This is a genomic window from Streptomyces tremellae (genome assembly GCF_039540215.1).
In the GTDB taxonomy this organism is placed as follows: domain Bacteria; phylum Actinomycetota; class Actinomycetes; order Streptomycetales; family Streptomycetaceae; genus Streptomyces; species Streptomyces tremellae.
In genome coordinates this window covers 56,287-68,598 of the sequence record NZ_BAABEP010000034.1, presented here as the reverse complement: position 1 = coordinate 68,598, position 12,312 = coordinate 56,287, and the positions used below count along the sequence as shown (strand labels likewise).

Here is a 12,312-nt window from a genome sequence, read left to right as displayed (position 1 = left end):
ACGACCCACAGCCCGCCCCATCAGCTTGACGAAACCCATAGGGGCACCCCCCACGTGGGGCGTCCGGGGTGAGGCCCCCGGGGCGTATGGGCCCTGGACGTGGGGTGCTCGGGGCGCGCCCCCGCTGCTCGGGCCCGCCCCCGGGCGCGGCTACTCGGCCGCCAGGTCGAGTACCACCTTCCCGACGGCGCCGCCCTCCACTGCCTCGTGCGCGGCGACCGTGCCGGAGAGCGGGTGCCGGTGCACGGGAAGGGCGGACAGCGCACCCGCGCCCACGGCCGCGTTGACTTCCGCGACGGACTCGGCGAGCGCGGGCGCCGGGACTCCGTACAGGAGGACGAAGCGCAGTGTGACGTTGGCCGTCATCAGCGCCCGCACGGGCACCGCGACGTCCCCCGCCGCCGCGTACGTGGCGATCACGGTGTTCGGCCCGCTGACCGCCAGGTCCATTGCGAGGTTGGCGCCGAGATTCACCTCGACGACGCGGTCCACCGGGCCGCCCGCCAGCTCCCTGACCCGGTCGACAGCCCCGGGCTCGCGGTAGTTGACGACATGGTCCGCGCCCGCGCGCGCCGCCTGCTCGCCCTTCTCGGGTCCGCTGACAGTGGTGATGACCCGGGCGCCCGCGTGCTTGGCCAACTGGATGGCGTAGTGGCCCACCGCGCCCGCGCCGCCCGCGACCAGGACGGTCCTGCCGTTGAGCCGACCGTCCGCGAAGAGGCAGCGGTGGGCGGTGAGCGCCGGCACACCGAGGCACGCGCCCAACTCGTCGCCCGCGCCCTCGGGCAGCGGCACCGCCCGGTCAGCCGGGACGACGGTGTACTCGGCCGCGGTCCCGTAGCGGTTGCCGAACGCCGCGAACCAGAGCCACACCCGTTGCCCCACCCGCGCCGGGTCCACGCCCGCGCCCACGGCGTCCACGACACCGACGCCGTCCTGATGCGGCACCTGGAATCCGTCGATGGGGCGCGGGGTCGCTCCCGCCCTGGTCTTCACGTCCGTCGGGTTGATCGCCGAGAGCGCCACCCGCACCCGGACCTGGCCGGGCCCCGGTTCGGGGCGGTCGATCTCCTCCACCCGGATGACCTCGCGGGCGGTTCCGTTCTTCCCGTACAGAGCTGCTTTCACTGCCTCGCTCCTTCTGGCGTGGGTGAGAGGGTCAGAGGGCGCGTCCGGGCCGACGACCTCAGGGGCCGACGCCCCGAGACACGGACGCCCCGAGAGGTGGACGGCCTTCGACGGCGATCTGCGCGGTTTCAGCGGACTTCACATATTCCGGTCTTCTTGATCAGTCTGATCGTACGGCGATCATGCGGCGGACATGGGGCGGTTCTGCGGCGGCCCGGCATTTCCCGGGATGACCGGTCCCGGGCTGGGGAGGATGGGCCACCGTGCGCGAGGCTGACGGTCACGGTCGAAGGGGGAACGTGTCGGAAGCCTTCGCATGTGTGACCTTTATCCCACGCCGATCAACGATTGTGGGAAATTGGGAAATGATGATGCGTTGTGCTGCCCTAGGGTGGCCCAGTTCCCCCACGAACGAAGCGAGAACACATCGTGAGCAGTGAGAAAACTGTCCGAGACGTCGAGCCGCCCACCGGCGGTACCCCGGGCAGTGTGGCCTCCGGCGGCACCGGAGCTACGGATGCGGGGGACGCCGGATACAGCAAGGACCTCAAGTCCCGCCACATCAACATGATCGCGATCGGCGGCGCGATCGGCACCGGTCTCTTCCTTGGCGCCGGCGGCCGCCTCGTCTCGGCCGGCCCCGCCCTCGCGATCGCCTACGCGGTCTGCGGACTCTTCGCCTTTTTCGTGGTGCGGGCGCTCGGTGAACTGGTGCTGCACCGTCCCTCCTCCGGTTCGTTCGTCTCGTACGCGCGTGAGTTCCTCGGTGAGAAGGGCGCGTACACGGCCGGCTGGATGTACTTCCTGAACTGGTCGACCACGGGTATCGCCGACATCACCGCGGTGGCCCTCTACGTCCACTACTGGGGCATGTTCACCTCCGTCCCGCAGTGGTTGCTCGCGCTCATCGCGCTGGCCATCGTCCTGTCGATCAACCTCATCTCGGTGAAGATCTTCGGCGAGATGGAGTTCTGGTTCGCGATCATCAAGGTCTCCGCTCTGGTGGTCTTCCTCGTCATCGGTGTCTTCCTGCTGGTCACACAGCACCCGGTGGACGGCAGGGCGCCCGGCTTCGACATCATCAGCAGCCACGGCGGGATCTTCCCCACGGGCCTGCTGCCGGTCGTCGTGGTGCTCCAAGGCGTCGTCTTCGCCTACTCGGGCGTCGAGATGATCGGCGTCACGGCCGGTGAGACCGCGGAACCGCACAAGGTCGTGCCGCGCGCCGTGAACTCGATCATGTGGCGTGTCATGGTCTTCTACGTGGGCTCCGTGGTGCTGCTCGCGCTGCTCGTGCCGTACACCGGCTTCGCGGCCGGCCAGAGCCCCTTCGTCACCGTGCTCTCGAAGATCGGCGTGCCGGCGGCGGGCGGCGTGATGAACCTCGTCGTCCTCACCGCCGCGATGTCCAGCCTCAACTCCGGTATCTACTCCACGGGCCGCATCCTCCGATCCATGGCCATGGCGGGCTCCGCTCCGCGCTTCACCGGCCGGATGAACCGCCACCAGGTGCCCTACGGCGGCATCCTGCTCACGGCTTGCGTCTGCATCCTGGGCGTCGTCCTGAACTACATCGTCCCCGGTGAGGCCTTCGAGATCGTCCTCAACATCGCCTCGCTGGGCGTGCTGACCGCCTGGGGCATGATCATGGTCTGCCACCTGGTGTTCGTGCAGCGGGCCAAAAAGGGCCTTGTCCAGCGCCCCTCCTACCGCCTCCCGGGCTCGCCCGTGGTCGAGATCGTGACCCTGGCGTTCCTGGCGGGCGTGCTGGTGCTGATGTGGTTCGACACGCCCGTGGGCCGCAACACCATCCTGATCATCCCCGTCATCGCCGTGGCCCTGGTGATCGGCTGGTTCCGCGTCCGGGGCCGCATCCACACCGCGGTCCCCGACGAAGCCGCTTCCACTCCCGCCTCGCAGCTCCCTCCGACTCCCTGACCGCCGGCCGGCCGGGCCCCGGCTCCCCGCCCGCCCTGCGCGGCGCGGCGGAGAGCCGGGCGCCTGGGCCCGTGCCGCGACTCGGGGCTCCGTGGCCGCACCTCCTCGGATCAGACCCGGCTCAGACCGGCGTGGTCCAGCTTGGCCACATTGCTCCGCCACACCAGGTCGTCGTTGAAGCTGCCCCCTAGGTCGGGCAGCTCGGCGATGTCCTCGTCGGGCAGTACGGGTGGGACACCGTGCGCGCTCGCCGACAAGGTGATCTTCGCGAGCGCGTCCAGGTTGAGCGCCCGCACCACCGCCTGCTGAACGGTCTCGCCCGTCGCCACGATGCCGTGCCCCCGCAGCACGCACGCCGGGTGGTCGCCGAGAGCGTCGGCCAACTCCTTGCCCAGGCCGGGCCTGGTTATCAGCACGCCACGGGGATAGACGGGTATGCCGCCGAGCGCCATCCGCATCGCCGGGATGTTGTACGCCCCGACGATCGGCCGCAGCGCCAGTCCGCCCAGGTCCGCCGCCACCACCGACGGCGGATGGACATGGACCACCGCCCGGACGTCCGGACGAGCCTTCAACACCTCCTGGTGGATGGGAAGTTCGTTGGGCGCCTTCGTGCCCTCCGGCAAATCGGTCGCCGGGCCGTCCAGCGGAACCCGGTGGACGTCGGTGCGCTCGGTGAACAGCAGCCCCCGCTCCCGCGGCCCCCGGCACCGGATGTGGACGACATCGGGCGCGTCCGCGGCCCGCAGGCTGATGTGCCCGAGGATGTCCTCCGCGAGTCCCTGGAACGCCAGGACGCGACACCCCAACGCGATCAGCTCCGCAGGCCCCGCGCCCCCTGGAACCTCCGCGCCCGCTCCCGCGCTCGCGCCGGCTCCGACGCCGAGAGAACTCATCACAGCTGACCTCTTCTGGTTTGAAGAAACTGCTTCTTTCACAGAGAACCGTGTCACCGGTTCTTTGCGCCGGTCAAGGACAGCCGCCTCGCCCGCGCGGCCTCTCCCCGCCATCGCGCCCTCCCTCCCCGCTCTGCGCTCCTCGTGCTCCTCCGCCAGTCCGCCCACCGGGCGTTACGATCACCTGATGGCGGCACGGACTGCACCCGACGAACCGAACGGCGCGGGCCCCCGGGAACCAGCTGCGGCGGGGCTCAGGGGCTCAAGTCCGGCCGGCCCCCGTGACCCGGATCCGGACGGCCGAGCCTCCGCGACGGCAGGCCCGGCCTACCCCATCGCCTCCGTCGACAATGCTCTGCGGCTCCTCCTGATGTTCCGCGACCACAAGCGCCTCAGGCTCTCCGAGGCCGCGGAAGCCCTCGGCGTCGCCGACTCCACCGCGCACCGGCTGCTCGCGATGCTCGTCCACCACGACTTCGTCCGGCGCGACGACGCCCGCCTCTACCTGGCAGGCCCCGCACTCCTGGAGATCGGGCTCGCCGCCGTACGCAACCTGGACATCCGCCACCTGGCCCGGCCTGTCCTCGCCGAACTGGCGCAGCAGATCGACGAGACCGTGCATCTCGCGCAGCTTGAAGGCGGCCGCATCCGCTATATCGCGGGGGCGGAGAGCGGACGGGACCTCCGCGTGGCCGACCGCACCGGGCAGTTGATGCCGGCACCCCGCACCGCCACCGGCAAGGCCCTGCTCGCCGAACTCACCACGAGCCAGCTGGACGAACTCTTCCCCGCCGATTCCTCCTCCCCGGCCGACGGCCTCACGCCGGCCGAACGGGCCGGGCTTCACCAGGAACTCGCCCGCGTGCGCGAACGCGGCTACGCCACCAACCACCGCGAGGCCGACGAGATCGTGTCCGTCGCGACGGTCGTCCGGGACCGCCGCGACATCGCGATCGCCGCGATCAACGCCTCAGCCCCCGCCACCCGTATGGACCGTAGGCGCCGCCCCCTCGTCGCGCGCCAACTCCACGCCGCAGCCGTGCAGCTGGAACGCCTGCTGGCCAACGCCGTCGGCTGAGGCCGCCCCTGGTGCGCGGACCCGTCGGGCCGGCACTCCCGCCGCAGCGGGTCACGGTGCGGCGGTCCCTGAGTCCTCCGAAAAGACACGTTCTGCAACCCTTCCACCGCTCTCCTCCCCTCCCTTTCCTGCCTCGCCATCCGTCCTCAACGGCCCGACACTGAGGCTCCGCCCTCTGCCTCTTCCCGCACGACCTCTCGTGGTTCCTTGTCGTCGCGCAGCCCCAAAAAGCGCGGGTGCCGCAGCATGCCGTCCTTGGTCCACTCGGTGAAACCAATCTGTGCCACCAGCTCGGGCCGCGCCCAGTGCGCCGTGTGCTCCGGTATCCGGTCCGCGAACGGCGCCTTCGCGATCTCAAGATCGTCGAGCCGCCTACGGATGTCCCGCAGTGCGGTCCGGTCGTAACCAGTACCCACCTTGCCCGCGTAACGCAGTCGAGGCCCCTCGTAGTAGCCCAGCAGCAGGGCACCGAAGCCGGTCCGCGACCCGGCGGGTTCCGTGAATCCGCCCACCACGAACTCCTGCCCCCGCTCGCACTTCAGCTTCAGCCAGTCACCCGACCTGCGCGGCTGATAGCCGCCCGTCGCGCGCTTGGCAATCAAGCCCTCCCAGCCGTGCCGGCAGGCCCGGTCGAGCAACTCCTGTCCGCCCTCGTTGCGGTGCGGGGTGAAACGCAACGGCGCCTGATAGGAGAGGGCCCGTCGCAGCAGCGACTTCCGTGTCCGCAGCGGCAGTCGGGTCACATCCGCCCCGTCGAGACGGAGGATGTCGAAGACGTAATAGGACACCGCCACATGACTCGCGCGTGCCTGACGCTCGTCGGTGATGCCCAGCCGCTGCTGGAGCCGGGCGAAGTCCGTCCTGCCGTGCGAGTACGCCACGACCTCACCGTCGAGCACGAAGTCCAGCGTGTCCTGCGCCTTCAACGCGTCCACGATCTCCGGGTAGGTCCCGTTCTGCCGCAGACCGTTCCGGGATAGCAACCTGATGCCGTCCGCGTCCCGCACGGCCAGCACCCGCACCCCGTCGAGCTTCCGCTCGAAGACCCAGCCGCCCGCGCCGAAGTCCCGGCGGTCGCTCAGTGTCGCCAACATGGGCTGTGCCGCCAGCTCGGCGCCGGGTGGCGCGTCCGACAGCAGACGTTGCTCGTCAGGGGAGAGGGAGGTCAGCAGCCCGATCATGTGCCGTTCCCCCCTCCGGGGTCGTCGGCGACCTGGCGCAGTGTGCGGCCCGACCGCGCCGACCTGGCGCGGTGCGGGTCCGGAGTGGCGGAACCCGCCCGGTCCGCCTGCGCGTCCGCCCGTTTCACCAGCAGCCAGGCCTCTTCGACGCCGTCCCCGTGACCGGCGCCGTTCCCGCCCCTGAACCGGGTGAGCACATAGCCGCCCTTCAGCTTCGTCCCGTCGATCCAGAAGCTCGCGTGGCCCTTGGCCAGCGCCTCCGCGAAGGGCCGCATGTCCTCCGCGGTTCCCTCCTCGCCCATCGGGCGGTACGTTCCCGTGTCCCAGACGATCACCGTGCCGGCCCCGTACTGGCCGTTGCCGATGACGCCCTCGAACTCCCGGTACTCAAGCGGATGGTCCTCCGTGGGCACGGCGAGCCGCTTGTCCCCGGGATCGGTGGAGGGGCCCTTCGGCACCGCCCACGATTTGAGGACCCCGTCCACTTCCAGCCGGAAGTCGAAGTGCATCGTGCTCGCGTCGTGGATCTGCACCACATACGACGGAAAGCCCTCCTTCGCCGCATGCCGCACCCTCTCCGCGCCGTGTCCCACCCGCTTGCCGCGGCGGCCGTCCAGCTTCCCGGCCGCTCCGGCCGTGCCGACGCCGCCGGGTGGTTCGCCCGTGGCGCCGAAATCCCGCTTGTCCCGGTAACGCTTCAGTGAGTCTTCCCTGGCCACAGACCCCTCCTTTCATGCAGGCTCGAAGCCGGGTACCCCATGAATGCCGTCCGTCCCACGTCTCCCGTCAGCGTCCGATCGGCGCTGCGTCCCACCTTGAGTGGCCCGTGCGCGGGCATGGACAGCGGACCTTCGAGGTGAGCAGGAACCGGCGCCGTCTCACTTTGCGTATCCGACCGAGTGCGGTGCGTTCCCTCTGTGGATCTCGATTCGATTCCTGGGCGCCGGACACCCACCACCCTCGCCCGCTGCGGAGCTCCGCCCACCCGGCCGGAGACGGCGGCTCCGGCACCCGGCCGGGTGGACGAGGACAGCTCCAACCCGCCCCGGGGGCTGGACGAGGATGGTCACAGCCGCCGCACGGGCTGGACGAGGACAGTCCCCGCCACCCCGCGGACGACACCGGCACCCCGAGCACAGAGTGACCGGCACCCGTGTCCTTGGCGGTTCAGCCCACACCAGTGACCGTGACGGCCACGGAGATCCGTGCCGATGTCCTCCGCCCGTCTTCGGAGTCGCCTTGCGGAGCCGGGGCCACCCGCGTCGGCGCCAGGGCTGCTGCAGCCCTCGCCTTCACCGCGCTGCGCACCGCTCGCGTCACATCCACCGCACGGTGCCCTCGCGCCGTCACCAGCTGGACCTGTATGTGCCAGTGGTCCCTCTCCGCGTCGTACCGGACGCGCACTCCAGAGGCTGGCGGAGGCGCGAGCCCGGCAGCGCCACGGACGATGTCCGCCAGGCCGGGACGGAGGAAGGCAACTCCCTCGGTGGAGCGCGCCGCCTCCGCCGCCCCGCTCGTCAGCAACAGCGACAGCTCGCGCGTGTTCTCTCCGCTCACCACCGGAACCCTTCCTCCCGTCCCCGATCCGCACCCGCCGACGTGTCCATGAGCTCGTCGTCCAGCAGGTCGACCACCGAGACATCTATGGCCCCCACATGGACGCCCACCGCTTCGATCGCGGCGACCGTCACCCGCTCCCGCACCCGGTGGGCCAGCTCCGGCATGGTCCACGACAGAGTCGCGGCCACCTCCAGATACACGTCCACAGGCCCCCGGTTTTGGAACACCATGACGTCGGGGCGGTACTCCGGCGCGGGATCCGTCGTCCGGCCCGCCCCATGGTCCGCGACATGGTCGCTGTCGACGACTCGGTCCGCACCGCTGCCGGCCGTGCTTCCGGAACCCCTGGCCGCTACGCCGTGCGCCCCCCTCGCGGTCTCCGGCGCGTAGGCGACAGAAGAGGGCCGGATGCGGCAACTGCCGGCTCGGACTCCGGGAAGGGAGTCCGCGGCGCGACGCAGCACCTTCGCCAAGGCTGCCTCCACGATCCAGGAGTCCTCGTCGGGCTCGCCGAGAGGGAGCGTGTGGCCGGGGCGAAGCTCCAACCTCACGATGTCCATGACGCGGCCTGTGACGGCCTCTACACGACTGCCGAACGTCTCGTCCTCAGCTGCGGGATCTCCGCCTCCGACGTATCCGCCGCTCTGGTTGCCCCCGTCCACTTCCACGTCGTCCGGGTCTTCCTCGTCGACGAAGTCCTGCAACGCGCGCAGGCGCTCCAGCGCCGCCGTGCAGTGCGGACAGCCGACCACGTGCGGATCGGCGGTGAGGGCGCCCTCGTCCCACGCCTCCCAGAGGTGGATCAGCGAGCGGCCGCAGGGCAGCATCTCCTCCTGGTCCGCGTCTCGTGCCACAGCCAACTCCCCCTCCCGCTCCGCGTCCGCGCTTGTGTTCCCCGATGTGTCCCGTCCTCTGCCGCTCTCGGGCCCGCGGCTCCATGACGGCTGGTTCGTATTCATCTCCATGCCTTCATCGCCTCCGTCAGAGCCTGGCGAGCCCGATAGATCCTGCCGCGTGCCGTGTGCTCGTTGATCCCCATGGTCTCCGCGATCTCCCTGTACGACAGGCCGTAGTACTCGCGCAGCACCCAGCACGCCTGCTGCTCGGGAGGGAGGCGGCGGCGTTCCCTGTCCAGGGCCAACGCGACGATGGCGGACTCCGCGGCGCGCGCGGGCGAGGCCGTGTGGTCGGGCGCCGATGGCTCAGGGACGGCGTCCAGCGGTGTTGTTGGCTGTCGTGCCCGCAGCTGATTGAGACATTTGTTGGTCACGATGCGGAACATCCATGTGCTGAACTCCGAGTCGCTGCGGAACTCCGGCAGCCGGCGCCACGCGCTCACGAACCCCTCCTGCACGGCGTCCTCGGCGTCGCCCCTGTCGCCCAGCATCCGATACCCCAGCTTCAACAGCGCTGGCATATGTCTGCGGACCAAGGTCTCGAAGGCCTCAGCGTCCCCCTCGCCTGCGCGCACCGCGAGCAGTGCGTCGTCCGGCCACGAACGGCGCTCCGATGGCCCGGCGCGTCTGATGCGCCGCTCCCCTACAGGCACGTACGGCCTCCTCTCCCCGTGATTGCTTCACCTGCTTTGACACGGTTGCGGCGCGATCATCACGCTCGTTCGCCCAGGAAAAAAATTTCGATTGATTTCCGCGGAGCGCGTGACGAAAGCGCCGCCGCTGTGTCCAACAGTTATCGGCACGCAGCACGGCTGCCCTTCGGGGGAAGCAGTACGCGCCGGCGGGCATACGCGTACACGCGCGTACACCCGCGCACGCACAAACAAGCGGACAGCGCCCGCCGCGCGAATGCCGGCGGCGCCGGCCGAGCAACAGATCGAGTACCGAGACCGAGGAGGACCCCATGACGACGTCCGCAGCTTCCACCGGCGTAAAGGGCATCCCGGCGGCCCCGAGCGGCCCGCCCCCGCAGCCGCCCCGTTCGGCGGCCGCGCAGGGAGTGACCACCGTCGACGCGGGACACAAGGGCCCGGACGCCCCCGCGGGCACCCGCGGCAGGACGATCATCGCCAACGGAGTAGTGGAGAAGATCGCAGGCATGGCCGCCCGCGAGGTCCCTGGTGTGCACTCACTCGGAGGCGGCGGCCTCAGCCGCACGCTGGGCGCCGTACGCGACCGGGTGCCGGGTGGCAGCAGCCGGTCGGGGCTGGGGCGCGGGGTCAAGGTGGAGGTGGGAGAGCGGCAGACGGCCGTCGACCTCGACGTGGTCGTGGAGTACGGGGTCGCGATCCAGGACTGTGCCGCGGAGATCAGGGAGAACGTGATCTCGGCCCTGGAGCGGATCACCGGGCTCGAAGTCGTGGAGGTCAACGTCGCTGTCGGAGACGTCCATCTGCCTGACGACGACGCAGAGCCGGACAGCGAGCTGCGCCTTCACTAAGCACAGCGGTCGGTTGCTGTCCTGGTTCGGCTGAGGAGGAGAAATGAAAGGGTGGTCCGCGCTGGGCCTCGTGGTGGGGATGGCGCTCGGATTCGCCGGGTATTTCGGCGGCTTCGGTGCGTTCCTCCTGGTGGCGGCGCTAGGAGCGGTCGGCTTCGGTGTCGGTCGGATAGTCGACGGTGATCTCGACGTCCAGGATCTCCTGCACCCGGACCGGCGCAGGAGGCCGTGATGGCGCTGACGGCCGGACAGATCGCGGGCGCGATCGTCCATGGGCACACCGGCGGCCCGAGGGCCGAAGGGACGGGCGGCACGAAGGACGAGATCGCGCGCCGTGGGGAGACGACCGTCAGCGGCCGGGCAGCCGGCCGTATCGCCGCGCAGGCGGCCAGGGAAGCCCTTGTGCCGCACCCACACGCCGGCGCCCAGGCAACGGCAGACACCCGAAGGGGCCGCACGAAGATCGCGCTGGAGATCGACTTGCCCTACCCACTGGACATCGACGCCGTGTGCGCGCGGGTACGCCAGCATGTCGCCGAACGCACCGCAGCGTTGACCGGGATCCCCGTCGTGTCTGTGGACGTGCTCGTAGGCCGGCTCACACCGGTCCGTGCGCTGAACACCGAGAGGGTGGTGTGATCGTGGGCGAGAGTGTCCGCAGGCCCGGCCCGCCGGGACTCAGAGCGCGAAGGCCCAGTTCAGCGAGGCGTGTGCCAGCCGGTGTGTGCGCTGTGCTCGGTGCGCTGGGCTGCGCCGCGGTGTTGTACGACGTTGCGGCGGTGCGGCTCGGCGCCAGGCCCGCGCCATGGCGGCACGCCCTGCTCGACCGGGTCTACGGGCTGAGCCTGACAGCAGTGATGGTGGCAGTCGCCGCCCTCGTCCTGGTCCTGCTGGGGCTGTGGCTCGTGTGGCTGGCCGTGATGCCCGGAGCGCGCAGGCTCACCCCAATGAAGCCGCCTTCCGCCGAGGTGCGGGCGTATATGGACCGGTCTGCGGTCGTGTTGCTGTTGCGCGACACAGCTCTGGAGGTGCCGGGCGTAGGCGCGGTGCGGGTCAAGGTCCGCCGCAGAAAGGTGTTCATCGGCGCCACCGTTCGGTTCGGCGACCCCGACGAACTCCGGGACGCGCTCTCTTCCGCCGTCACTGCGAAGCGTGACCGGTTGGGACTGGCGAAGCCTCTCCGGCTGACGGTTCGTGTGCGTCCTGAAGAGGAGTGGGCACCTCCACCTGCCGCCGCCCCTTCCGGGGTGCCGCGGACGCCCAGGCAGAAACAGAGCCCGCCGCAGAAGCAGGGGGTGGACGGGCCCGTGGCACCCACCGCTGGGGAGAAGTGAGCGAGAGCAACACAGGCAGCGCCCGAGGGAAAACACGGGCGCAGGGGAGTGCGAGAGGCGGTGGGCGATGTGCGAGGAGCGGCGAACAGGGTTCTGATCGCGCTGGTCGGGATCGCGTCGGTGGGCGCCGGCGGCTGGCTCGGCGTCACCTGGCTGGTCGCCAAGGGGCAGGTGCGGTGGGAACTGCCGTCATGGTGGCCAGGACTGGGGGCCCATGGCCATCTCCTCGACCGTGCGGCGGTCGACCGGGTCAGGGTGCAGGACTGGTGGAGCCCGGTGGTGATCAGCGGCCTCGCGGTGGGGTGTCTGCTCTGCCTGTGCTGGCTGTTCGCACAGGGAGGAAGGCGCGGGCCGACGGCGCTGTCGCTGCGCCGGTCCGGGGCGCGCCTGCGCAGGCGGACCCTCGAAAGCGCGATAGCGGCGGAGACGGAGACGCTGCCGGGCGTGGCCGGGGCTCGGGCCCGGCTCACCATGAAGGGAGGTCGGGGCCACCGGGGGGCTTACCGGCAAGGGCGGTTCCTTACGCGGATGACCGTTGTGCTGGAACCGTACGCGGAGCCGGGGCCCGTACTCGACAAACTTGTACACGGACCGTTGGCCGATGCGGGTAGCTCGACCGGGCTGGGTCGGCCGAAGGCAGCGGTGCGGATGCGGGCGGCGTCGCACCGGAGCCGAAGGGCGCGTTGAGCACGGCCCCTGATTCCACCGCCGGGCTGCCCCCAAGGGCCGCGGGGGCCGGCCACTCGGACGCGAATGAGGTGGCGGGCCTTCCCCAGACCGATCGCGGTAGCCGACCGCTT

At 70.5% G+C, this 12,312-nt stretch carries 13 protein-coding genes; 7 read left to right on the top strand and 6 right to left on the bottom strand.

The window, feature by feature from the left end:
• Positions 1–150 precede the first annotated feature (150 nt).
• The gene (locus ABEA77_RS21970; protein ID WP_345650270.1) at positions 151–1,128 is read right to left on the bottom strand and encodes an NADPH:quinone reductase; all 978 of its coding nucleotides are present in this window, start codon (positions 1,126–1,128) and stop codon (positions 151–153) included.
• 489 nt (positions 1,129–1,617) lie between these two features.
• Here ABEA77_RS21970 and ABEA77_RS21965 point away from each other — a divergent pair, with 489 nt between their 5' ends.
• Positions 1,618–3,066, top strand: coding sequence for an amino acid permease (locus tag ABEA77_RS21965; protein ID WP_345650291.1), 1,449 nt, complete (start codon positions 1,618–1,620; stop codon positions 3,064–3,066).
• 110 nt (positions 3,067–3,176) lie between these two features.
• On the opposite strand, the gene phtC is transcribed toward ABEA77_RS21965, so the two are convergent.
• Positions 3,177–3,962: a 3,4-dihydroxyphthalate decarboxylase gene (phtC, locus tag ABEA77_RS21960; protein WP_345650267.1), complete on the bottom strand. Its 786-nt coding sequence runs from the start codon at positions 3,960–3,962 to the stop codon at positions 3,177–3,179.
• 187 nt (positions 3,963–4,149) lie between these two features.
• On the opposite strand from phtC, the gene ABEA77_RS21955 reads away from it, so the two are divergent.
• Positions 4,150–5,040, top strand: coding sequence for an IclR family transcriptional regulator (locus tag ABEA77_RS21955; protein ID WP_345650264.1), 891 nt, complete (start codon positions 4,150–4,152; stop codon positions 5,038–5,040).
• Positions 5,041–5,186: 146 nt separating this feature from the next.
• On the opposite strand, the gene ligD is transcribed toward ABEA77_RS21955, so the two are convergent.
• From ligD to ABEA77_RS21935, 4 genes are all read right to left on the bottom strand, one after another.
• Positions 5,187–6,221 (bottom strand): non-homologous end-joining DNA ligase, encoded by a 1,035-nt coding sequence (gene ligD, locus ABEA77_RS21950; protein WP_345650261.1) that lies wholly within the window; start codon positions 6,219–6,221, stop codon positions 5,187–5,189.
• Positions 6,218–6,940, bottom strand: a complete 723-nt coding sequence (locus tag ABEA77_RS21945; protein ID WP_345650258.1) for a DNA polymerase ligase N-terminal domain-containing protein — start codon at positions 6,938–6,940, stop codon at positions 6,218–6,220. The genes ligD and ABEA77_RS21945 overlap by 4 nt, the downstream gene beginning before the upstream one ends.
• An 834-nt stretch (positions 6,941–7,774) precedes the next feature.
• Positions 7,775–8,635, bottom strand: a complete 861-nt coding sequence (locus ABEA77_RS21940) for an Asp23/Gls24 family envelope stress response protein (protein ID WP_345650255.1) — start codon at positions 8,633–8,635, stop codon at positions 7,775–7,777.
• Positions 8,636–8,736: 101 nt separating this feature from the next.
• Entirely contained in the window at positions 8,737–9,309 is a 573-nt protein-coding gene (locus ABEA77_RS21935) for an RNA polymerase sigma factor (RefSeq protein WP_345650288.1), read from the bottom strand.
• 332 nt (positions 9,310–9,641) lie between these two features.
• Here ABEA77_RS21935 and ABEA77_RS21930 point away from each other — a divergent pair, with 332 nt between their 5' ends.
• From ABEA77_RS21930 to ABEA77_RS21910, 5 genes are all read left to right on the top strand, one after another.
• Positions 9,642–10,178 (top strand): Asp23/Gls24 family envelope stress response protein, encoded by a 537-nt coding sequence (locus tag ABEA77_RS21930; RefSeq protein ID WP_345650252.1) that lies wholly within the window; start codon positions 9,642–9,644, stop codon positions 10,176–10,178.
• Positions 10,179–10,221: 43 nt separating this feature from the next.
• Positions 10,222–10,410 carry a hypothetical protein gene (locus ABEA77_RS21925; protein WP_345650249.1) on the top strand — a complete coding sequence of 63 codons (189 nt, stop codon included), beginning with the start codon at positions 10,222–10,224 and terminating at the stop codon, positions 10,408–10,410.
• Complete coding sequence (locus ABEA77_RS21920; protein WP_345650246.1) at positions 10,410–10,817, top strand: Asp23/Gls24 family envelope stress response protein; 408 nt, start codon at positions 10,410–10,412, stop codon at positions 10,815–10,817. The genes ABEA77_RS21925 and ABEA77_RS21920 overlap by 1 nt, the downstream gene beginning before the upstream one ends.
• Before the next feature lie 92 nt (positions 10,818–10,909).
• Positions 10,910–11,512 carry a DUF6286 domain-containing protein gene (locus ABEA77_RS21915; protein WP_345650243.1) on the top strand — a complete coding sequence of 201 codons (603 nt, stop codon included), beginning with the start codon at positions 10,910–10,912 and terminating at the stop codon, positions 11,510–11,512.
• Positions 11,513–11,572: 60 nt separating this feature from the next.
• Entirely contained in the window at positions 11,573–12,199 is a 627-nt protein-coding gene (locus tag ABEA77_RS21910) for an alkaline shock response membrane anchor protein AmaP (RefSeq protein WP_345650241.1), read from the top strand.
• Positions 12,200–12,312 lie beyond the last annotated feature (113 nt).

Coding starts and splice junctions, on each gene's coding strand:
- phtC (WP_345650267.1), bottom strand. CDS start 3,962: ATGAGTTCTCTCGGCGTCGGAGCCGGCGCGAGCGCGGGAGCGGGCGCG.
- ABEA77_RS21955 (WP_345650264.1), top strand. CDS start 4,150: ATGGCGGCACGGACTGCACCCGACGAACCGAACGGCGCGGGCCCCCGG.
- ligD (WP_345650261.1), bottom strand. CDS start 6,221: ATGATCGGGCTGCTGACCTCCCTCTCCCCTGACGAGCAACGTCTGCTG.
- ABEA77_RS21930 (WP_345650252.1), top strand. CDS start 9,642: ATGACGACGTCCGCAGCTTCCACCGGCGTAAAGGGCATCCCGGCGGCC.
- ABEA77_RS21925 (WP_345650249.1), top strand. CDS start 10,222: ATGAAAGGGTGGTCCGCGCTGGGCCTCGTGGTGGGGATGGCGCTCGGA.
- ABEA77_RS21920 (WP_345650246.1), top strand. CDS start 10,410: ATGGCGCTGACGGCCGGACAGATCGCGGGCGCGATCGTCCATGGGCAC.